General features: G+C 54.3%; 16 protein-coding genes. 3 read left to right on the forward strand and 13 right to left on the reverse strand.

From position 1 onward, the window contains the following. Window positions 1-36 precede the first annotated feature (36 nt). Window positions 37-2106, reverse strand: coding sequence for a bifunctional aldolase/short-chain dehydrogenase (locus tag SK3146_RS01955; protein WP_249863476.1), 2070 nt, complete (start codon window positions 2104-2106; stop codon window positions 37-39). Window positions 2107-2345: 239 nt separating this feature from the next. Then, entirely contained in the window at window positions 2346-2564 is a 219-nt protein-coding gene (locus SK3146_RS01960; protein ID WP_249863477.1) for a hypothetical protein, read from the reverse strand. A gap of 95 nt (window positions 2565-2659) precedes the next feature. Between SK3146_RS01960 and SK3146_RS01965 the strand changes: the two genes are divergently transcribed. Further along, window positions 2660-3487, forward strand: coding sequence for an alpha-helical endospore appendage domain-containing protein (locus SK3146_RS01965; RefSeq protein ID WP_434006853.1), 828 nt, complete (start codon window positions 2660-2662; stop codon window positions 3485-3487). A 64-nt stretch (window positions 3488-3551) separates the two neighbouring features. Here the strand turns inward: SK3146_RS01965 and SK3146_RS01970 are convergent, their stop codons facing one another. Further along, complete coding sequence (locus SK3146_RS01970) at window positions 3552-6542, reverse strand: NTTRR-F1 domain (RefSeq protein WP_434006854.1); 2991 nt, start codon at window positions 6540-6542, stop codon at window positions 3552-3554. Window positions 6543-6923: 381 nt separating this feature from the next. Further along, entirely contained in the window at window positions 6924-7808 is an 885-nt protein-coding gene (locus SK3146_RS01975; protein ID WP_249863480.1) for a TetR/AcrR family transcriptional regulator, read from the reverse strand. A gap of 203 nt (window positions 7809-8011) precedes the next feature. Between SK3146_RS01975 and SK3146_RS01980 the strand changes: the two genes are divergently transcribed. After that, window positions 8012-8716, forward strand: coding sequence for an MBL fold metallo-hydrolase (locus SK3146_RS01980; protein ID WP_249863481.1), 705 nt, complete (start codon window positions 8012-8014; stop codon window positions 8714-8716). Beyond that, a complete protein-coding gene (locus tag SK3146_RS01985; protein WP_249863482.1) occupies window positions 8713-9801 on the forward strand; it encodes an AbrB family transcriptional regulator in 1089 nt (362 codons plus the stop codon). Before SK3146_RS01980 ends, SK3146_RS01985 begins: the two co-directional genes overlap by 4 nt. A gap of 149 nt (window positions 9802-9950) precedes the next feature. On the opposite strand, the gene SK3146_RS01990 is transcribed toward SK3146_RS01985, so the two are convergent. From SK3146_RS01990 to SK3146_RS02030, 9 genes are all read right to left on the reverse strand, one after another. After that, on the reverse strand, window positions 9951-10937 hold the full coding sequence (locus SK3146_RS01990; RefSeq protein WP_249863483.1) for a Gfo/Idh/MocA family protein: 987 nt from the start codon (window positions 10935-10937) through the stop codon (window positions 9951-9953). 121 nt (window positions 10938-11058) lie between these two features. Continuing rightward, on the reverse strand, window positions 11059-11640 hold the full coding sequence (locus tag SK3146_RS01995; RefSeq protein ID WP_249863484.1) for a uracil-DNA glycosylase: 582 nt from the start codon (window positions 11638-11640) through the stop codon (window positions 11059-11061). A gap of 33 nt (window positions 11641-11673) precedes the next feature. Beyond that, window positions 11674-12753, reverse strand: coding sequence for a Ger(x)C family spore germination protein (locus SK3146_RS02000; RefSeq protein ID WP_249863485.1), 1080 nt, complete (start codon window positions 12751-12753; stop codon window positions 11674-11676). A gap of 15 nt (window positions 12754-12768) precedes the next feature. Further along, the gene (locus SK3146_RS02005; RefSeq protein ID WP_249863486.1) at window positions 12769-13869 is read right to left on the reverse strand and encodes a hypothetical protein; all 1101 of its coding nucleotides are present in this window, start codon (window positions 13867-13869) and stop codon (window positions 12769-12771) included. Between the two features lie 64 nt (window positions 13870-13933). Continuing rightward, window positions 13934-15241, reverse strand: coding sequence for a spore germination protein (locus tag SK3146_RS02010; RefSeq protein WP_249863487.1), 1308 nt, complete (start codon window positions 15239-15241; stop codon window positions 13934-13936). A 345-nt stretch (window positions 15242-15586) separates the two neighbouring features. Then, entirely contained in the window at window positions 15587-17065 is a 1479-nt protein-coding gene (locus tag SK3146_RS02015; RefSeq protein WP_249863488.1) for an Lsa family ABC-F type ribosomal protection protein, read from the reverse strand. Between the two features lie 323 nt (window positions 17066-17388). Beyond that, complete coding sequence (locus SK3146_RS02020) at window positions 17389-17763, reverse strand: DUF488 domain-containing protein (protein ID WP_249863489.1); 375 nt, start codon at window positions 17761-17763, stop codon at window positions 17389-17391. 18 nt (window positions 17764-17781) lie between these two features. After that, window positions 17782-19503: an assimilatory sulfite reductase (NADPH) hemoprotein subunit gene (gene cysI, locus SK3146_RS02025; RefSeq protein ID WP_249863490.1), complete on the reverse strand. Its 1722-nt coding sequence runs from the start codon at window positions 19501-19503 to the stop codon at window positions 17782-17784. Between the two features lie 34 nt (window positions 19504-19537). Further along, window positions 19538-21361, reverse strand: coding sequence for an assimilatory sulfite reductase (NADPH) flavoprotein subunit (locus SK3146_RS02030; protein WP_249863491.1), 1824 nt, complete (start codon window positions 21359-21361; stop codon window positions 19538-19540). Window positions 21362-21504 lie beyond the last annotated feature (143 nt).

The raw sequence follows: 21504 nt of genomic DNA on the forward strand, positions 1-21504 counted from the left end.
ATCCTCCTTTAAATGAAACTCGTCATTTATAGATGATTAGCGAGTGAACGCAGCAGGTACGCCGCCGTCGATCGTCAGCATGCAGCCCGTCGTTTTCGCCGATTTCGAGGAAGCGAAGAACGCGATGCCTTCGGCAATGTCACGAGGATAAATGTTAACGAGCAAGGTCGTACGCTTGCGGTAGTACTCTTCCAATTGATCCGGCTCGATGCCGTAAGCGGCGGCGCGTTCGTTGCGCCAGCTTCCGTTCCAGATCGCCGAGCCTTGCAAAATTGCGTCCGGCAAAATCGTATTGACGCGGATGCCGAATTCTCCGCCTTCTGCGGCGATGCAGCGCGCAAGATGAGCTTCCATCGCTTTGACCGCGCTGTAGGCCGTTGCGTTTTTGCCGGCGTACACCGAGTTCTTGGAGCCGACGAACACCATGCTGCCGCCGACCGCTTGTTCTTTCATAATAATGAACGCTTCGCGGGCAACGAGAAAGTATCCTGTTCCGAGCACGTTCATGTTCAAATTCCATTCTTTCAGCGACGTTTGGTCGAACGGGCTGGAGGTTGCGAGACCCGCATTATTGACGATAATGTCGACGCCGCCGTAAGTAAGCGCCGTTTGCGCGTAAGCGGCTTTGATCATCTCTTCGCTCGTTACGTCCATTTTCACGGCAAGAGCGCGGTTCTCGCCGAATTTCTCGTTGATTTCCGCCGCGACCTTCTCGGCGCCTTCCAGGTTAAGATCGGCCAGCACGACATGCGCGCCTTCGGAAACCAGACGGCGTGCCGTTTCGCTTCCGATACCGCCCGCTCCGCCGGTGATGAAAGCGACTTGACGGGAGAACTCCGCTTCCGCAGGAGCCAGGGACAGCTTGTAAAGCTCAAGTGGCCAGTATTCGACGTTGTAAGATTCGTTCTCGCTGAGGGAAACGAATTGACCGAGAGCCGTAGCGCCTCTCATCACCGCGATTGCGCGATGGTACAGCGCGCCGCTTACTTGGGACATAACCCAGCTCTTGCCGGTGTTGATCATGCCGACGCCGGGGATAAGGATAACGCGCGGCGCCGCTTCGAACATGACGTCGCCTTCATTTTTGTTGCGCTCGAAGTAAGCTTTATATTCTTCTTTATATGCGGCAATGCCTTCTTTCAGCTTCGCTTTCAATCCGTCGATATCTTCTGCGTTCGGAGTCCAGTCGATGAACAACGGAACGACCTTCGTATGAACGAGGTGATCCGGGCAAGCTGCGCCGACCTGCGAAAGCTTGGCGGAGTCTTGTCCTCCTACGAATTGCAGCACGTCTTCGGCGTCGTCGAAGGAAAGGATCATTTTCTTCGCATCGCTTACCGCGCCGCGGATCGTCGGCATCACTTGCGCTGCGACGCTTCTGCGCTCTTCGGCCGTCAAGGCGCCGTGCTTCACGCCGCCGAATACGCGGCTCTCGTTAATGCGGGATTCGATGAAGCTTTCCGCTTCGGTAATGATTTTGATCGTTTGCGCGTAAGCTTCGTCAGAAGTTTCTCCCCAAGTAACCAAACCGTGTTTCTCCATAAGAACAAGCTCTGCCTTCGGATTGTTTCTTACGCCTTCCGCGATCATTTTGGACAATTTGAAGCCGGGGCGAATATAAGGAACCCAAACGAAGCGATCTCCGAAAATTTCGCGGGCGATTTCTTTGCCGTTATCCGCGCAGCACAGGCTGATGATCGAATCCGGGTGAGTATGGTCTACGTGTTTGAACGGAAGAAATGCGTGAAGCAGCGTTTCGATGGAAGCGCGCGGATGCTTGGCGTCGATCATGCAGTTGGCCAAATAAGCGACCATATCTTCATCGGACATGTCGTCTTTTTCGTACAGAGGACGAATGTCGTCCATGCGCAAGCCGGTGAAGTTAGACGCCTTCATCGTCGCCAGGTCGGAGCCGCTGCCTTTGACGAACATCACTTCGATGTCGCGGCCGCGGAAATCCTTAACGACCGTCTTGCTGGAGGTATTCCCGCCGCCGTAGTTACAAACGCGGCGATCCGTACCGATAAGATTCGAGCGATAAACCAGTTGTTCAAGACCTGTCGTAAGCTCTGCTGCTTTAGATGCATCCCATAAACTTTGTACCATTGATTTATACCTCCAGATGAATGTTGATTTATGTTTGTTTACATCTTATCATATCTGTTTCTCTTTGGATACTATAAATTCAAAAATAAACAAAAATAAAAACAGAAAAAATAAAATATGACCCCGCCGCGTCTTCAATCCGCTTTCCATATCTTCAAGGGCAATATTTAACCAATAACAGACATCCCTGCGCCTCTGTCGCCGAAGTTGAACACCTAAGAAAGCGGGCCCGAATATAGTTAGATATTAGATAGCTTTAATTCCCGGATTTCCGCCGATCTTCGGACCAGTCCTCTCAAGAAATCCGGGTCGGGCGGCGAGCGGAAGAAGCTTTCGCCTGTGCAGCCGGCGTTTTCTTCCCCGTTTAGGATTCTGTCAGAAAGAGTTGCTTGATAGAAGTTTCCAATCGAGCTGAAATCGGATTTTTGGATGGTTGTTCCTTTTTCTATGAAGAACATTCGTTTTCTTAGGCGAACGCTAACGTTTTTCCAGATTCAAATGGTCCCTCCGCTCTTTGTTCACCATCCTTTATCAATGAAAGGAGCTAATGACCGTGTCGCAAGCAAACTTTCCGAATATAACTCCTTCCATTTCTATAACGAGAGAACAGGCGATCAATTTGCTTTTATCCTCCATCGCTTTTGAGGAGCTGGGCCTCAGTCATATTTTGAATGCGGAAGGGGAAAAACTGCAATATGTGCTTGGCACCTTGCCGGGCTTGTCGCCAGCGGCGAGCATAGACGATCTTCTTGCCGTCAATAACAGCGTGTCGAATACGATCCAAACGATCATCCAGAAAGAATGGATTCTAAGCGATAACCTGGACAGCATACTTCGTACGCCGGTCACGGTCGGCCCGACGGGAGCCACGGGAGCGACCGGAGCGACAGGTCCTGCGGGAGGACCGCCGGGGCCGACCGGACCGACAGGTGAGGCGGGAGCGACCGGACCCGCCGGCCCTACAGGCCCCCCGGGAACCGCCGTCACCGAAAACAACGCGGATATTGGATTCGTCGGAACGTTTGCGGGCTTTTCACCGGTACCGTTAACAACGAATTATTCCATTAACGGGTTGGCAATCAGCCATCTGCCGGATACCGCGGACATCCTTCTCGCTCCCGGGCATACTTATCAGGTTGTATACACGTTCGAAGGCGTGCCGGGCGTCGGGCGCAATTTGCAGGCAAACTTATTATTGAACGGCAGTCCGGTTCCAGGCAGTGAAGCGGTCAACCAAATGACTTCAAATCCAAACCCCGAACTTGCTGTCGGTATTTCCATCGTCACCACTGCGGGGATTTCGCCGAGCATTCTTCAAGTTAACAACATTACGGCGAACACTGTATCCAGGGTGAGAATCATCATAACGCAAATCGCCTGACTTTCAATCCAAAAAGCCTCGATTCCTGTATTACAGGAACGAGGCCTCTTGGATTATGCCGGTATTAAGATAATCTGTGGACGGAGAATACGATTCCCCCGCTGTTGACGCCGCCCAAATTAATTGCAACCGTCAATCCTCCGCTATCATAGTAAAGATTGATGACATCACCCGCATTGAGCTGTACGTCTCCAGCCAATGTAATCGTTCCATTTCCCAAAATGGCTCTTAGAGTAAGCACCAGCGCAACGTTGACATTCAGCAGCGGGAAAAGCCCGCTTATCAGATTCGTTGCCGTGGCCGATGTCCTCCGTACAATAAACCCGGGATTCACTCCGGAGCCGAGCGATGCCGAAATCGCCGCTGATGTGGAATAATTAATGGTGGCTTTAATAGAATAGGTGCCTGTGCCAGGCACTGTAAAATTACCGGACGCTGGATCAAATCCGCTTGTATTGTAATAGGGAGAAGCGACCGTCCATCCCGCGAGCTGCCCGCTGGCGGAAATGGTCGCTGTTGAAATAAATGCGGAGAAGCCTTGCTGCGTAACTGTAGGCCCTGTGGCGCCCGTCGCTCCCGTTGTACCTGTTGCCCCGGTGGCACCCGTAACTCCCGCGGCACCTGTTGCACCCGTCACTCCCGTTGCACCTGTGGTCCCGGTTTCGCCCGTCACTCCTGTGACGCCTGTCGCTCCGGTAGCCCCTATTGTGCCCGTTGCACCTGTCACGCCTGTTGACCCGGTGGCACCTGTGACGCCCGTAGCTCCTGTCGCTCCCGTTGCACCTGTTGCCCCAGTGGCACCCGTGACGCCTGTTGACCCGGTTTCGCCCGTCACTCCCGCGACGCCTGTCGCTCCCGTGACACCCGTAACACCGGTCGCTCCCGTTGCGCCTGCGGCTCCTGTTACGCCTGTGGCTCCTGTTGCCCCCGTCGCACCCGTCGCTCCTGTTTCGCCTGCAGCTCCTGTTGCTCCTGTTTCACCCGTAGCCCCCATGACTCCCGTTTCACCTGTCGCTCCCGCAGCCCCCGTGGCTCCTGTTGCACCTGTGGCTCCGGTTTCGCCCGTCGCACCCGTGACACCTGTAGCTCCCGTCGCACCTGTCGCACCCGTCGCTCCTGTTGCACCCGTCACTCCTGTGACGCCCGTAGCTCCTGTTGCGCCTGCTACTCCTGTTGCTCCAGTTTCACCCGTAGCTCCTGTCGCTCCCGTTGCGCCTGCGGCTCCTGTTGCCCCAGTTGCACCTGTGGCGCCCGTAGCTCCTGTTGCCCCAGTTGCACCTGCGACGCCTGTCGCTCCTGTTGCCCCGGTTGCTCCAGTAACTCCCGTTTCACCTGTTACACCTGTGGCCCCGGTTTCTCCCATGGCTCCTGTGACGCCTGTCGCTCCGGTAGCCCCTGTGGCTCCCGCTGCACCTGTCGCTCCCGTTGCGCCTGTTGACCCGGTTTCGCCCGTCGCACCTGTTGCACCCGTAACACCGGTCGCTCCCGTTACGCCTGTTGCCCCAGTTGCACCCGTGACGCCCGTAGCTCCTGTCGCTCCCGTTGTACCTGTTGCACCCGTGACGCCTATGGCTCCTGTTGCACCCGTGATACCTGTCGCACCCGTGGCTCCTGTGACGCCTGCCGCTCCTGTGGCCCCCGTGACACCTGTGGCTCCTGTTTCGCCTGTCGCTCCTGTGGCTCCTGTGGCTCCTGTTGCACCCGTCACTCCCGCGGCACCTGTGGTCCCGGTTTCGCCCGTCACTCCCGTTGCACCTGTGGTTCCGGTTTCGCCGGTCGCACCCGTGGCTCCCGTTGCGCCCGTAGCTCCTGTTGCTCCCGTTGCTCCTGCGGCTCCTGTTGTACCTGTTTCGCCCGTAGCCCCCGTGGCTCCCATCGCTCCTGTTGCCCCAGTTGCACCCGTGACACCTGTTGCGCCTGTGGCTCCTGTTGCACCCGTCACTCCCGCGGCACCTGTGGTTCCGGTTTCGCCGGTCGCACCCGTGGCTCCCGTTGCGCCCGTAGCTCCTGTTGCTCCAGTTTCACCCGTAGCTCCTGTCGCTCCCGTTGCTCCTGTGGCTCCTGTTGTACCTGTTTTGCCCGTAGCCCCCGTGGCTCCCATCGCTCCTGTTGCCCCAGTTGCACCCGTGACACCTGTCGCTCCCGTTTCACCCGTGACTCCTGTCGCTCCTGTTGCCCCAATCGCACCCGTGACACCTGTCGCTCCCGTTTCACCCGTGACTCCTGTCGCTCCTGTTGCCCCAATCGCACCCGTAGCTCCTGTTTCGCCTGCGGCTCCCGTTTCACCTGTGGCTCCTGTTGCACCCGTCACTCCCGCGGCACCTGTAGTCCCGGTTTCGCCCGTCACTCCTGTGACGCCTGTCGCTCCGGTAGCCCCTGTGGCTCCTGCTGCACCTGTCGCTCCCGTTGCGCCTGTCGCTCCGGTAGCCCCCGTCACTCCCGCGGCACCTGTCGCACCCATTGCGCCTGTTGCACCCGTGGCACCTGTCACTCCTGTCGATCCCACGGCCCCCGTTGCACCTGACGCTCCTGTTACTCCCGTTGCTCCAGTAACTCCCGTTTCACCTGTGGCTCCTGTTGCCCCAGTCGCCCCCGTGACGCCCGTCGCACCCGTCGCTCCTGTCGCCCCCGTTGCACCTATTGCACCTGTGCTGACAGCAGCCATCAGCACAACTTCATCTACAAGAATTCCGCTCGCTCCCGTTAACGGAGCCCGCGTGATCGTCAGTTGCGCATATGCTGTATTTAAAGGCGCTTCCGTTGTCACTCCTTCGAACACATTCCAGTCAACGACTTTGAAATCCGTGAAATAACCTTGGGGAATTGTAAAAACGACGGCGGAGCTTGCCAAGTTAAAAGCGGCGTCCAAATAATCCACCAATATGGAAATAGCCGGACTTTCCCCAGGCATCGACTTGGCGAGGCTGACCGAAAAGTATAAGCCCTCGCCCGGACTGGCTGCAACGTTCTGCTGGAGAGACGAGGCAAAATTTCCGCCCAGCAGCTCCGCGCTGCTTAGCCCTTCTTTGCTAATCGGGCTTAAACCGGTGTTCACGGCGGTCCATGATGCCAACCCCGCCTCAAAGCTGCTGTTTATGATTCTATTTTCCAGTTGAGTCGTCATGAATTCACCTCGATCTGTTCTAAAATAAGCCTAAGCCATACCATGATATTCAAGTTTATTCTCACGGTTTGTGTTTTTGCCAAACTGAACGGGGCAAAAGGTCAAAAGCAGGTTGGCCGCTCATGGAAATCACAAACGGTTCCCGCCCCGTTCTTCCGTAATTCCTCTGGGATCGTTCTATGGGTAGACTTTACTTTCGGGGGAGACCACGGATATCCACAGGATATGGCTGCGCATCATTTCCTAAACAATAAAAAAAGCGCACACCTTCGATCAGGTATACGCTTGCAACTATAAAATGGTTAGCCGAGCTCATGACAACAAATACTTTAATTGGCGTATATGCGAACGAAGCTCGGGAATCGCATCCAAGTAAGACGCAAGCACCCGAATGAGCGTTTTGTCAGAAGGCTGCCGCTCGCACTGCTCACCGAGCATCGCCGCGACTTTAAGCAGCTCTTCCCGCTCGTCTTCCGGCTTCGACAGCTCGCCGATCCGGCCGGCCATGCAGGCGATCAGCTGCTGAACCGTCGCCTGGCGCGCCGGAGCATCGCTGGGATTTAAGTAATTGAAAGGCATACTGCGTTCGTCGATCACCGGCTTCGGCGCCGTCCGGATCAGATCCTCGGCCAAGGCGTCCATCCGGTCGACGATGAAAGCCGCCAGCTCCGACATCGGCAGCGCGATGACTTTTTGCTGGACGTAGCTTAAATATTCGATATGAATGCCGCGGAAAATAGCGACCACATCCCAAATATAGGGGATGATTTTCTCCCCGTACGCATCGATAAGCAGCTCGCGGCGCCAAGTCTGCAGCGCGGCTTTCTTACGCTTCCAGGCCGCGATGAACTGTTCGTTGGCGGCGATGGGCAGCTCTTTGAAATCGATCATAAACAGATGATTTTCCACCGTATATAGCAGTTGGAGCTCGATTTTGCGCCGCAGCTTTTCTTTGGGAGACAGATTCAGTTCGGCTCCCACTCGATCGAGTGCGCCCGCCTGATCCAGCAATGTCTGATGGCATACGACAAACGCAGCCGTAAACAGCTCTTCTTTGGAAGCAAAAAATTTATAAATGCTGGCCTTGGCCATGCCGCACGCTTCTGCAATATCCTGCATGGAAGCGGCGCTGTACCCCTTCAACCGGAACAGTTCGATGGCCGTTTGCAAAACTTTCGCTTTTTTCGCGTCTTCCATCGTCATTCCCCCTTCCTCATATCTTGACATGAGACAAGATGCGCGTCAACGTTTTCCCATTGACCAAAAAACTAGCTAGTTCTATAATGAACTCATAAGTTTCGGCCCATTCCATCAGATAAAGGAGGTGGCCGGTCCTGTCTTACGACATCCTTATAAGGTCAGGTATCGGCATGTACATGCGAATTGCACAAGGTATTGAGATGTTGGATTTAACAAAGGGGTCGGCGGCGTTATGCCCTACGATTTTGTACGATGAGAACGGCTGGATATTGATCGATACCGGCGTTCCGGGATCCGCACCGGCGATTCGTGAATTGGCGAAACAGGCCATAGGCCGGGATTTGCCGCTTCTTTCGATTATTTTGACGCACCAGGATATAGATCATATCGGTGGCCTGCCCGAGTTTCTGACTTCAGAGGAAGGGACTCCGGCGGTTTATGCCCATGAAGACGACAAGGGCGCCATTGACGGCACGCTGCCGATGATCAAGATGACGCCGGAGAGAATGGCCGGGCTCCTTGCACAAATGACCGAATCGGTACGCGGTTCATTCGAGCGGATATTCCTTCATCCGGCCGCTCCCAACGTAACTCGCATCGTTGCGGACGGCGACACGCTGCCGATCGCAGGCGGCCTGACGGTTATTCATACGCCGGGACATACGCCAGGCCATATCAGCTTGTACCACCAGCGGAGCAAGACGCTGATCACAGGAGACGCCACGGTCGCCGAAGACGGCGAGTTGAAAGGGCCTAACCCTCCCTACACGCCGAATATGGATCAAGCTCTGCAATCGCTCAAAAAATTCACGTCCTTCGATGTCGAGAACATCGTCTGCTATCACGGCGGACTTATTCAGGGCGACGCAAACCGCCGGCTGGCCGAACTGGCCGGCCGATCATGATCCGGTTTCTGGTCACTCTTGCCCTGGCGCTTGCGGGCGGAGCGCTGTTCACGCTGATTCATTCGCCGCTGCCCTGGCTGCTCGGACCGATGGTTTTTTCCTTGCTGGGGGCGCGGCTGCTGAAGACGATCAAGCCGTTATGGCCCAGTTACTTGCGCGATACGGCGATGATTATTATCGGTTATTCGATCGGCCTGTCGTTTACGATGGAGACGCTGAAAGAGATGGGCCGGCAATTGCCGACCATGATTTTGATGACGGTGCTGCTGCTTCTGTTCAGCGCGCTGATCGGTTATGGCGTCGCGAAGGTGTCGGGGCTTCCGCTGCCGACGGTGCTGATGGGGAGCGTTCCCGGCGGCTTGTCGCAGATGATTCTTCTTGCAGAGGAAACCGAAGGAATCGACCTGACGGTCATGACGTTTTTGCAGGTGTCGCGGGTCATCATGATTATTTTCTGCGTGCCGCTGCTCGTCTTCAGTCCGCTCTTCGGAGGCAATCATCAGGACATCAGCGTCTCTTCGGGAGCGTTCGGACGATGGGAGGATTTGTTCCCGGGCATTCTGCTGTTCGCCGTCGTCTGTGTTGCATTTGCCATGCTGGCAAAGAAAATCCGTTTCCCTTCCGCCTACTTGCTCGGACCGATGATCGCTACGGCGATTCTTCATGTGGCGGGAGTGCCCGGCCCGGCTCTGCCAGCCAGTCTTCTGGACGTTTCGCAGCTGCTGATCGGCACCTACGTCGGGCTGCTGCTTCGCCCGGAAAGTCTGACGAACAAATTCCGCGTCATCAGCTTATCGTTCCTTAGCGGCGCCGTGCTGATCCTCGGTTCGCTCGGGCTTAGCGCGCTGCTGACCCAGCTGCACGGCGTATCCTCCGCCACGGCCTTTCTGAGCATGGCGCCCGGAGGTATGGATCAAATGGGGATTATAGCCAAGGAGATCGACGCCGATATTGCGGTCGTCAGCTGCTACCAGCTGTTTCGGACCTGGTTCATCTACTTTGCCGTACCGCCGATATTGCGGCTGGCTTTCAAGCGTATTGCGCCGCGGGCGAAGGCGGCGGATGAAGCGGCCGGAGGACGCTGAGGCGGCACGGCATCAACGCAAGCCTACTTTCACAACGGTTCGACAACATTTCGAAGCGGTCGGCTCCAGGCCCGGCCTAGAAAAGAAGAAGACCTTCTCCGGCCATTCGGAAAAGGTCTTCTTCCTCTATCCGCGCGCAAGCTTCACACTCAACTCTGCGGCGAATAAAATCCCTTAACAAGCTCATCCATCACCCGGTTCGTGCGAGCGGCCGATTCTCCTGTACTGGCACAGACGCCGAAGCCCAGCAAATCGTTCACGACCGTCTGAATCAGCGGCTGCTGAATATGCTGCGGAGGTTCGAACGGAAACAGCTGCGTTCCGTCCGCCGTGTCGAGCCGAATCGGCTCATGACCGAAGGTGGAGAAGCTCAGTTTGCCCAGCGAGCCGACAATCTCGTTGCGATCCTCCCTCGCAAATGCCGAGAAGCACCAGCTGCCAATGCCATGCACACCGCTCTCAAACCGGTATGTCGCTGTGACAATGTCCTCGATTCCGGCATACTGTCCCTGCTGATTCGATGCGATCCCTTTGGCTTCGGCGATAGGCCCGAGCAGAAAATCAAACAAGTCCAGCGTATGGCTGGCCAGATCGAAAAAGAGCCCTCCGCCCGAAAGCTCCGGTTGCAGCCGCCAAGGGATCTCTCCTTCCTTCGCTTGCGGAGCCGGCTGGTACTGCACCATCGCCGCATAGCGAACATCGCCGATCGCTCCTGCTTCGAGCAGTTCCTTAACTTTAAGAAACCGCGGCAGCGCCCGCCGGTAATAAGCTACATACAGCGGCACTTGCGCCTCGCGGCAGGCCGCGATCATCCGGCTGCACTCCTCGCCGCTGAGCGCCATCGGTTTCTCTACATAGACCGGCTTGCCGGCCTTCGCCACCGCCAGCGCATACTCAAGATGCGAACCGGGAGGCGTTGCGATATACACCGCATCGACGTCGGGATCGCCGATCAGCTCCCCGGCGTCGGCATACCAGCGCGGCACGCCATGCCGCCGGGCATAGTCCTCCGCAAGCGCGGCGTCTCGCCGCATAACGGCGACGAGCTCGCAATGCTCGGCTTTCTGAAAGCCGGGGCCGCTCTTCACTTCCGTTACATTGCCGCAGCCGATGATGCCAAATCGTATACGCTTCATAATCGATAACCTCTCCTCGCCACAATGTAAACCGCTGCCATCTATTGTAACACGGTTATGCATTGAAGCGCATCACGGGAAATTGCTGCCGAAAGCTTGCCGACCCGAGCCCGTTCATTTTTTATATAAGGCTCATTTCCTTGGCTTTGCGAACAACGAACCGCAGGTCTTCCGCCAAATACTTCTGAAGCGCCGGTCTTCGGCGTACCGCCAACGGATGGTAGGAGAAAGCAATGGGAATCCCTTGAAAGTCATGCCACCTTCCTCTCAAGCTTTTTACGTCGCTCTCATCATGAGGAAATAGCGTTTGCACAACCGTGTTCCCCAAGCCCAGAAGCAGAGAGGCCTTGCTTACCGAGAGCTGATACTGGAAATAAGGGAAACAAGTCTCCCTGGCAAGCGGTTTATTGTAAGCCCGTCTAGGACGACATTTCAGGAGAAAGCTAACATAGACCTTCTCGGGCGCCAATCCGGCTTCATACATCCCTTGCTGCAGCGCTTCGCGCGTGCCGCATACGAACGGATTCCCTTCGGCATCCTCTCGCATTCCCGGGTTATCTAACAAGATAAAAATGGGCGCCCCGGGCGTCCCTTCGCCCCAAATCACTCGTTGACGTTGATTGGCAAGCTCGCATCTCCGGCAATCAACCGCATGTGACGGCGGCGGATCTTCCTTCAGCGGCACCGGCATAAAGTCGGACATGATTTGCTCCCCTTTCTGCTTTTTTTCCGGCGGTTAGCGGACGACGCCGGGTCCCAATATTTTGACACGGGTAGTTACTTTAAACTGAACGTCGGGATAGACGGACTGCCAATGCTTATAATCGTTTTGATCGCCGAAATAAGTGGACAAATACCGAAGCCCGAAGCCGTATGGATCGACCTCCGCATCGCGGATTTTGTACAGCAACTTCTCGACTTCGCGGGAGAACCGCTGGCCCAGCTTGCGCTCAATTCCTTCCCAGTCCCGCTCCAATACGTTCGGAGGACTCTCTTCCAAAATGCCCGATACCTGGACGTCCATCCTCACCTGCGGTACGTCGTCCCGGCTGATCTTCACCTTGGTCCGGGCTTGGTTGACGGTGAGCACGATCCGCTTATTGCCGTAAGGCATTTTCAGCTCGGATTTGGAATATTGATTGGCCGTCATATTATATAACAGCGTCTCCTCCGGGGTCAGAATAAGACGCATTCGCTTCTTATCCATAAATAAAGCGCGGTCGATCGCATAAGTATCGCCGTTGCTGCGAATGACCGGGAGCACCGGGTCCATTCCCCTTTCGAAATGCCTCCGCACCAGGTCGAAGAAGTAGGTCGTTACCGTATAAGGAGATTCGGAGCCTTCGTTGCCGAACGTAAGGGTCAGGGCATTGCCGGGATACCGTTCCGATTTCGGCGTAATCTTCAGCACCGACAAAGCGTCCGGATCACCGACGCCGACGTAGCTGATCGCCTGGATATCCCGTCTGCGGACAAACCAGGTCATCGATTCGGGATCTCCGTGCTCCAGCAGCGATTTGCCCATCACGAATACGCGGCAGTGCCCGAAATCGAGCTCCTTGTCCACGAACGATTTCAAATGGCGAATACCCTCGGCGATCGAGGGCGCTTCAATCGATTGAAGCTGGGTTTTGGACGAACCGCTTTCGACCTTCGCCGAAGTAATGGCCAGCCGGATCGACACCCGGAAAGGCTTCTCCGGCTTGCCGCTCCAATCGACTCCCGTCGCAACGACATAGAAGCGCTTGTCGATATCCTTCATCCCGCAGCCCGCGAGAAGCGCGCAGAGCAGGAAAGCGATGAACGCTCTGATCATGAAGGGCACCTCCTCCTACTTTCCGTAATTGGCGGAACCTCCTTTCGCGGCGCGAACGTTCGGGTCCTTCCTAGCGAGGAATACAATTATAAGCAGCAGCAGCATTAAGAACACTTCGACACAAAACCGGATCATGAGCCACCACTCCGTAGCCCATTGGTTTTTTTGCTCGTTGGCCCAAAAACAATAAATGAAAGACAATACACCGAAGACTGCGCAATAAATCCAGTTGGCCTTCGGTACGGGCATTTCCTCCGCTTTGGGCCGATGACGCGGGGAGCAGGATTTAAAAAACTCCATCGCACTGTGAAACGTATTCATGACAAACATGAGCGATAAAAACGAGAACACAATGAGAAACGTAAACAGCACCCGCTGCACGAATCCGTATTGCATGATCATGGAATCCGCAGTAATGCTCCAAAGAAACACGTACTGCTCTACCGCCATCGTGCCGTGGAATCCGATCGGAATGAAGAAGGTATAGAAGGCGAAGATCACGCCCACAATCGGAATGACCCAGCGGTGCTTCAACTTGAATCCCGGAGGATTCAATCGATTGAACAGCGACAGATTGAGGTACCCGCTGAACAGAAAGGTCGCTGCCGCAATCGATTTAAACGTCGGCGCTTGATGCACATAGCCGGCCACTACCCTCATTGCATCCCAGCTGACCCAATGGTCGGTTACGGCCTTGTACAGGATGAATAAACCTAACGGAGCGGTTAGCAGAAGCAGTATTTCTAGAGAAAATTGAACGGACCGCGACGACCGCGAGCCGGCAAAGATGCAAGCGACAACCATTATGAACAGAAACAAAAATTCGTTCATCTCCGGGTTGAAGAACATCCCCATCGTCCGCGTAAAGCTGTAAACGACGAGAATGCCCCCGGACATCCAGCTCAAGGCGGTCAACGCGATGAGAGCGATGGCAAGTCCCTTGGGAAAATAACGATAAAAAATTTCCGGCAACCCCAACCCGGGAAAACGCTGAAAGCATCCTGCCGTTACGATAGAAACCGTCGTGCCGCAAACGATGGCGATAATAAGGCTCATCACCGCTCCGTGGAACCGGTCTCGAATGAGAATATGCGGTACGAACAGCATGACGTTCATAAACCCGACATAAACAAAATGATAATAGAAATAACGGTTCAGATGCGATCCCCCCGCCCGCTGATTAACGATTTTCTCCAGGCTGATAGATCGAGAGATACGGCTGCCCGAAGCTGCGCAAATGGCATAAATACACGATAACAAGAAACATGGTGACGATGACGCCGACCATCCCGTAAAAGATCGACATCACGACGAAAACATACTTCAAGGCTCGAATCGAATAACTGAACGAGCTGCTCGGAATAACGAAGTTGGAAATCGCGACAACCGAGGTCACGATGATCATGATGCTGCTGACCAATCCCGCCTGCTGAGCGGCTTGTCCCAGAATAAGCCCTCCTACGGTCGCGGCGGTGGAACCGACGAAACGAGGAAGCCGGATGCTCGCTTCAATCAGCGCTTCAATCATAAAGAGCATGATGAACACTTCGATAAATGCGGGGTAAGGCACGGCGGCGCGGCTTCCGTCAATGGAGAACGCAAGCTGTACGCGAAAAAATTCCGGATTATACGAAGTTACGGCGATATACAGTGCGGGCAGCGTCATAGACAAGAGCATGCCGATGTAACGAAATAAAATGATCACTCGTCCCATCCAGTACGGCTCATAATCGTCGTCCATCGCATGCATGAAGTCGAAAAATCGGACGGGCAACGTAATGGCGAAGCGGCTGCCGTCGAGCAGGATCGCAATCTTCCCCCGTTCCAGAAACTGCGCGACGCGGTCCGGACGCTCGGTCTGCATCGTAACAGGGAACATCGTGTACCTGGAATTGCCCAAATACATCGCGAGCTGGCCGGCCGCCTGCAGCAGCTTGATTTGCACTTTGTCCAATCTTTGGTGCAGCTCCTCCAGCGGCTTGCGGTCTACCTTGTCCCGGTCGTATAAAATCATAAACCGGGTTTTGGACGAGTCGCCCTTCTCCATCTTCTCCACCGTCAGCGTCGGCAAATTATAGCGAAGACGAACGAGGTTCGTATTCATATCCAGGTCTTCGGTGAAGGCGGATTGCGGACCTTGCAGGGAAGCTTCTACTTCCGTGTTCTCCGGCTGGGTCTGCATCTTGCGGATCGCTTGCATCGCGTATACGACGCCTTCATATTCGATCAGCGTACAGCCTCGAAGCAGCATGGCTACCCATTCTTGAGAGTCATCCGCCTTTACGAACGCGGGGCTTCCCTCCAGCATCCGCTTAAATTCGCGAGGGTCAAACCGGTAAGAGAACGGAACTACGACGGCGTCTTTCACTTGATTAATATCGCTCATGCTCGCGAAGAAGCAAAATTCCATTTGAGTATAACCGTTGTTCAATAGTTGAGCCGTCAAATCGGCGGGGTTGCCGAGCTGCCGCTTGACTTCGTCAAGCATGTGAATCCCTCCCTCCGATAGCGTTATCTTGCCATAGATTACCCTGCAGGAGGAAAACTATTCCGAACTATAAGACGCAAAAAAAGAGCCTATCTCCGCTGAACGGAAGATTGGCTCTTGACGCTGCGACGAACCGCGTCTTTAAAAGAGCGAGTGAAAACCTCACCCTTTTAAAAGGGTGATGAAAAAGTCCGCTGCGGCGTCCATTTGATCCTCCAATCGCTGTTGAAAACGGATTCTTTGGATTGTTTTTTCGTTTTTTTGTGGAGAGAATCCGTTTTCAAAGGCGAACGCTAACGCTTTTCCAGATTCAAATGGCCCCTGCGCTCTTTTTTCACCAGGCTTTTAAAGCTCTACGGTCTTTGTCGCGATGCGTTTGCAAAACTCGCTGTCATGCTCGACGAAAAGAATGGTCGGCGAATGCTCCAGCAGCAGCTCTTCGATTTGCATACGGGAGATGACATCGATAAAGTTCAACGGCTCATCCCAAATATGCAAATGAACGTTCTCGCAAAGGCTTTTGGCAATCAGCACCTTCTTCTTTTGACCGCCGCTGTAAGAAGCCATATCCTTTTCGAATTGCGTACGTGAAAAATCGAGCTTTCTCAAAATCGCTTTAAATAAGCTTTCGTCGATCCCGACGCTCTTGGCATAATCGGTCAGATTGCCCTGTAAATGCGACGTATCCTGCGAAACATACGAGATTTTAAGCTGGCTGCCCTTTCGGAATGTACCGCAATAGGATATGTCCTCACCGCAAATCAGCTTGAGAATGCTTGATTTGCCGGAGCCGTTCGGCCCCATGAGCGCAATCCGCTGCCCTTGCTCGATGCTAAAGCTAACATCGCGGCACACCGTCCTATCGCCATAATGAATGGAAATATGCTCCAGCTCCGCCAGCTGACTTTTATGATAAGCGAGCTGGGAAATTTTGAGGCTTTCCGAGCCTTCGATATTTTTCAGAAGCGCGGATTTTTCTTCGATCGCGGATTGCTGCCTGCTTTCAAGCGATTTGGATCGTTTCATCATTTTGGCGGCTTTATGGCCTACATACCCTTTATCGACCTTGGAACCGGAATTGCGAGTGCCGTTTTTCGTTTTTTCCACTTCATGCGACCAGTGGCTCGTTCGGTCGGCCGCTTCGGACAGCCGTTTGATATCTTTGCGCAGCTTGTCGTTCTGGGCCAGCTCATACTGGTCCTGCCTTTGCTTATTTTCCCACCAATCGGAAAAATTTCCTCTTTGGATTTCGATATCCGTTTTGTTAATGGACAGAATATGATCCACGCAGTTGTCGAGGAACGCCCTGTCATGGGACACGACAATGTATCCGCGCTTGGTTCTCATATAATCGCTGACAAGCTTCCGCGCGTGCAAGTCCAGATGGTTCGTCGGCTCGTCGATGAGCAGAAAGCTGTTTTCCTTCAGAAACAGCGCCGCCAGCAGCACTTTCGTTTGCTCGCCGTTGGACAAGGATTGGAAGGGACGGTACAGCACGTCCTCGGACACCTTCAGCAGCGACAATTCGCGCATAAGCTCCCAATGCTGGTAATCCGGAATGATCTGTTCGACGACATCCAGCGTATTGGCTTCCTTATCCTCGACATGGAACGGAAAATAGTCGAAACTCACTTGAGCGGAAATCGTTCCGCTGTATTCATATTTGCCGAGCAGCAGATGGAGGAACGTCGTTTTGCCGCGGCCGTTTCTTCCCGTAAAGCCCAACTTCCAATCCGTATCGATTTGAAAGCTCACATGATCGAAAATATTATCGTAGCTGCCGTCATAAGCAAAGGTTAGGTTGGACACTGTAATCGTTGACATGGTTGGAATCCTCCTGTATAAAAATAGAAAAGCTGCAAGAAAGTTACCTTTCTTACAGCTCAATAGAATACAGCAAATCCACCCCTGTACCGATCAGAGTAAAACATGCCCTTTGAGTGAAAAGAATAAAGTAACTTTCTTGCTTATAAACAATACAACAGACAAATATGCTGTTCATGTTTATAAAAACCAGCAAGAAAGATTACATTATCCCATTCAACTCCCGTCGTTAAGTTAACGGTAGTTTACCACATTCGCCAGCGCATTTCAATCTTTGTATGGTAAAATGCGGAAAATCCTCATCAGTCCGTGCTTGCAAACGGCTAGCTTTCCGTCTCCCGCCGCTTGGCTTCCAAATACTCCTTTAACAGGACGGCATGATTGCACTGCTCATCCTTGGCGGCATACAGCAGCGTGACCCTGCCCTCCCGGCTCCAACGGATCAGCTGCTCAAGGTAAGGCTGAACCGCCTCTTGCTCCAGCTCGGCTGTATACAGCGTCCGGAAAGCTTCGAACTTCTCCGGCCGATGCCCGAACCATGTGCGCAGCGCAGCGCTCGGCGCGACTTCCTTCATCCAGCGCGTCAGCTGCGCCCCGTCTTTCGACACTCCTCTGGGCCATAACCGGTCGACAAGAATCCTAGCACCGTCCGAGCTGTCGATGCCATCGTAAATCCGTTTGATCCGTATGTCGCTCATGGCTTCTCCGGCTTTCCGTTACGCGTGAAAATCAAGTCCCGACAGCACTTCCTTGACATATCCTGCGCGTATGCAGAAATCGCCGAAATGCTCCCCTTCCTCTCTCTCCTTGGCATACCGGTTAAGAATCGGCCGCAGCACGTCCAAAATTTCGCTTTCGCCGATATTTTCCCGGTACAGCTTATTCAAGCGCTGCCCGTAAAATCCTCCGCCCAAATACAAATTGTACTTGCCCGGAGCCTTGCCGATAAACGAGACTTCCGCAAGCGCCGGACGCGCGCAGCCGTTCGGGCAGCCGGTCATCCGGATGACGATCTCTTCTTCGCGCAATCCCGCTTCATTCAGAATCGTCTCGATCTTCTCAAGCAGCGAAGGCAAATAACGCTCCGATTCGGCCATCGCCAAACCACAGGTCGGCAGCGAGACGCAGGCCATGGAATTTCTTCTTAATGCCGAGTAAGAGGCCCCGTCGGTAAGACCGTGCGCATGGATAATGCGTTCGATCGCTTCCTTCTGACGATCGTCGACATTGCCGATAATCAGATTCTGATTCGGCGTGAGACGGTAGTCTCCCGTATGCACTTTGGCTATTTCTCTTAATCCGGTCATCAAAGGATATCCTTCCTCGTCTTTAACCCGGCCATTCTGAATAAACAACGTATAGTGCCATTTGCCGTTATTGCCTTTGACCCATCCGTAGCGGTCCCCGTTATGGTCGAAGCGATAACCTCGCGCTTCCTCCAGCTTCCAGCCCAAGCGGTCTTGAAGCTCGTTAACGAACCACTCGATGCCGCGGTCGTCGATCGTATATTTAAACCTGGCATGCTTGCGCACCGACCGGTCGCCGTAATCCCTTTGGATCATGACCGTTTTTTCGGCGACGTCGATAAGCTGATCCGGCTTGACGAAGCCGATGACCCTCGCCAGCTGCGGGTAGGTGAGCGGATCGCCGTGCGTCATTCCCATGCCGCCGCCGACGGCGACGTTAAACCCTACAAGCTTCCCTTTCTCCTCGATCGCGATAAGACCCAAGTCTTGGGAGAAGACGTCCACCTCGTTGGCGGGAGGCACCGCGATGCCGATCTTGAATTTGCGCGGCAAATACACGGCGCCGTAGATCGGCTCTTCTTCCTCGTCCTTGCGGCTATCGACAATTTTCTCGCCGTCCAGCCATATTTCGTGATAAGCCGCCGACTTCGGTTCCAAATGCAGGCTCAGCTTGCTGGCCCATTCGTATACCTGCTCATGAAGCTCGGACTGATTCGGGTTCGGATTGCACATGACGTTGCGGTTTACGTCGCCGCAAGCGGCCAGCGTCGTCAGCAGCGCTTCATTCACTTCTTGAATCAATGTTTTCATATTCCATTTGATGACGCCGTGCAGCTGGAACGACTGTCTCGTCGTCAGGCGAATCGATCCGTTGGCGTATTTCTGCGCAAGACGGTCGATCACAAGCCATTGCTCCGGCGTTACGACCCCGCCCGCCGCGCGTACGCGAACCATGAACTGATAAGCCGGCTCCAGCTTCTGCTTGTTGCGTTCGTTGCGCAGATCCCGGTCATCCTGCATGTAGCTTCCGTGAAACTTCATCAAGCGGTTGTCGTCTTCCGGGATGGAGCCCGTAATTTGATCGTCCAGCGACTCCGCCAAAGTACCACGTAAGTAGCGGCTTCGCCGTTTAATATCCTCGACATCGCTGTGAGGCGCGCTGTTCGGCGAAATCAAGTTATTGTCTGACATATGTGTCGTCTCCCCTCTATGTCTTGCGTTCGCATTAGTACACGTCCCGCTGGTAGCGTTTTTCCTTCTGCATATTAGCGATATAATCCTTGGCGGCCTCCGGGCTGAGCCCGCCTTCCCTCTCCAGGATGGTCAGCAAAGCCGCATGGACGTCATGCGCCATCTTCTTTTCATCGCCGCATATGTAGATGACGGCGCCTTCTTGCAGCCACTGGTACACATCTTTGCTCTTCTCCAGCATCCGGTGCTGAACGTAAACCTTTTGCTCCGTATCCCGAGAAAACGCCACATCCATACGCGTCAGCAAGCCGTTTTTCAGCCAGCGCTGCCAGTCGGTTTGGTATAGAAAATCGGTGGAAAAATGCTGATCCCCAAAGAACAGCCACGACTTGCCCTTTGCCTGAATCTCCTCCCGCTCGCCGAGAAACGCTCTGAACGGAGCGACCCCGGTGCCCGGCCCGACCATAATAATCGGCGTATCCGGATCGGCCGGAAGCTTGAAGTTCGAATTATGCTGGACGAATACCGGCAAGCGGCCCCCGATCTCCAGCCGATCGGATACATAGGTCGAACAGACGCCGTAGCGCATTCTGCCGTACGACTCGTATGACACCTTCCGTATCGTTACATGCACTTCATCCGGGTAAGCTTTGGGGCTGCTCGAAATGGAGTACAGACGGGCCGGCATTTTCCGCAGCAGCGAGACAAACGCCTTGGCCGGCGTGCCCTTCAGGCTATAATCCAGCGCCAAGTCAAGCAGGTCACGGCCCTTGATATAATCTTTGAGTTCCTGCTCACGGCCCGCGGACAGCAGCTCAAGCAATGGCTCGCTGCCCGTCAGGCTTGCCGCCTGCTCCAGCAGCGGTCTGGTCAATACCGTAATTTCGTAATATCGCGTCAGCGCCTCCCTAAGGGAACCTTCCTGCTCCGATTTGGGAAGCGGCACAAGCTCTTCCGGATTCCATCCCATCGCCTCGATCAACTCTTCCACCAGTCGCGGATGGTTCTCGGGATAAATGCCCAAGCTGTCTCCGGGCTCGTAGGCAAGGTTCGATTCTTCCAGCGAAATCTCAAGATGCTGGGTTTTCCGGTCCGATCCGCGGCCGTTCAAATTGAGGTTCTCCAGCACTTCGGCGTGAAACGGATTCGATCTGGAATATTCCGACGAAGCCGGCGACCCTGCCGTAACGGCGGCAGTTCCTGCGTTCCCTGCTGCCGATGTCCCCGCCCCTTCCTGCAGAGCGGCCAATACTTCGCTCATCCACTTCTCCGCAGATTCGTCAAAGTCCACGTCGCAATCGACGCGCGGAGCGAGACGGCGAGCGCCTAGTTCCTCCAGACGCCGATCGAAATCTTGACCCGTCTTGCAGAACAATTCATAGGAAGTATCCCCCAGGGCGAGCACGGAAAAGCTCATATCCTGCAAGCCGGGCGCTCTCTTGCTGTGCAAAAATTCATGAAAAGTCAGCGCATTATCCGGCGGCTCTCCTTCGCCGTGGGTGCTTACGACAATAAGCAGACGCTGCACCTTTTTAAGCGTATTCGTTTTGAAATCGCTCATCGAGGAAAGCGTGACCTGGAAGCCCGTGTCCTGCAGGCGTCCCGTCAATTTTTTGGCCAGATTATGGCTGTTGCCGCTCTGAGAACCGAAAAGCACGGTCACTTCTTTATTGACGGGCTCGGCGTTCACGGCCGAAGAAACTGCCGGCACAGCGGCCTTCGCGGATTCGGGGCCGCAATGGGCCGACAAGTACCCGCACAGCCAAATCTTCTGCGTATCCGTAAGAGTGGGCAGCAGTTTGTTGATAAGCTCGGTTTGCTCCGGGCTGAAAGGACTATTCGTCGTATGAAATAACATTCGCTTACACCTCTCGTTGAACAGAAATTAAATACAAGTAGTCTGATTGGATTTATTAATTAACTTGCTTTAAAATTATCACAGTATATCCATGGAAGCAATGAAAATGAATTTATGGGATTTATCAGTTTTATTAATAAATC

Source organism: Paenibacillus konkukensis (assembly GCF_023523925.1).
Classification (GTDB): Bacteria; Bacillota; Bacilli; order Paenibacillales; family NBRC-103111; genus Paenibacillus_S; species Paenibacillus_S doosanensis.

Excerpts from the sequence above, each read along its gene's own strand:
- SK3146_RS02015 (WP_249863488.1), bottom strand. The coding sequence starts at position 17,065 with ATGTCAACGATTACAGTGTCCAACCTAACCTTTGCTTATGACGGCAGC.
- SK3146_RS01955 (WP_249863476.1), bottom strand. The coding sequence starts at position 2,106 with ATGGTACAAAGTTTATGGGATGCATCTAAAGCAGCAGAGCTTACGACA.
- cysI (WP_249863490.1), bottom strand. The coding sequence starts at position 19,503 with ATGTCAGACAATAACTTGATTTCGCCGAACAGCGCGCCTCACAGCGAT.
- SK3146_RS01960 (WP_249863477.1), bottom strand. The coding sequence starts at position 2,564 with ATGTTCTTCATAGAAAAAGGAACAACCATCCAAAAATCCGATTTCAGC.
- SK3146_RS02030 (WP_249863491.1), bottom strand. The coding sequence starts at position 21,361 with ATGTTATTTCATACGACGAATAGTCCTTTCAGCCCGGAGCAAACCGAG.
- SK3146_RS02010 (WP_249863487.1), bottom strand. The coding sequence starts at position 15,241 with ATGCTTGACGAAGTCAAGCGGCAGCTCGGCAACCCCGCCGATTTGACG.
- SK3146_RS01995 (WP_249863484.1), bottom strand. The coding sequence starts at position 11,640 with ATGTCCGACTTTATGCCGGTGCCGCTGAAGGAAGATCCGCCGCCGTCA.
- SK3146_RS01975 (WP_249863480.1), bottom strand. The coding sequence starts at position 7,808 with ATGGAAGACGCGAAAAAAGCGAAAGTTTTGCAAACGGCCATCGAACTG.
- SK3146_RS02000 (WP_249863485.1), bottom strand. The coding sequence starts at position 12,753 with ATGATCAGAGCGTTCATCGCTTTCCTGCTCTGCGCGCTTCTCGCGGGC.
- SK3146_RS01980 (WP_249863481.1), top strand. The coding sequence starts at position 8,012 with ATGTTGGATTTAACAAAGGGGTCGGCGGCGTTATGCCCTACGATTTTG.
- SK3146_RS02020 (WP_249863489.1), bottom strand. The coding sequence starts at position 17,763 with ATGAGCGACATACGGATCAAACGGATTTACGATGGCATCGACAGCTCG.
- SK3146_RS02005 (WP_249863486.1), bottom strand. The coding sequence starts at position 13,869 with ATGAACGTCATGCTGTTCGTACCGCATATTCTCATTCGAGACCGGTTC.
- SK3146_RS01990 (WP_249863483.1), bottom strand. The coding sequence starts at position 10,937 with ATGAAGCGTATACGATTTGGCATCATCGGCTGCGGCAATGTAACGGAA.
- SK3146_RS01985 (WP_249863482.1), top strand. The coding sequence starts at position 8,713 with ATGATCCGGTTTCTGGTCACTCTTGCCCTGGCGCTTGCGGGCGGAGCG.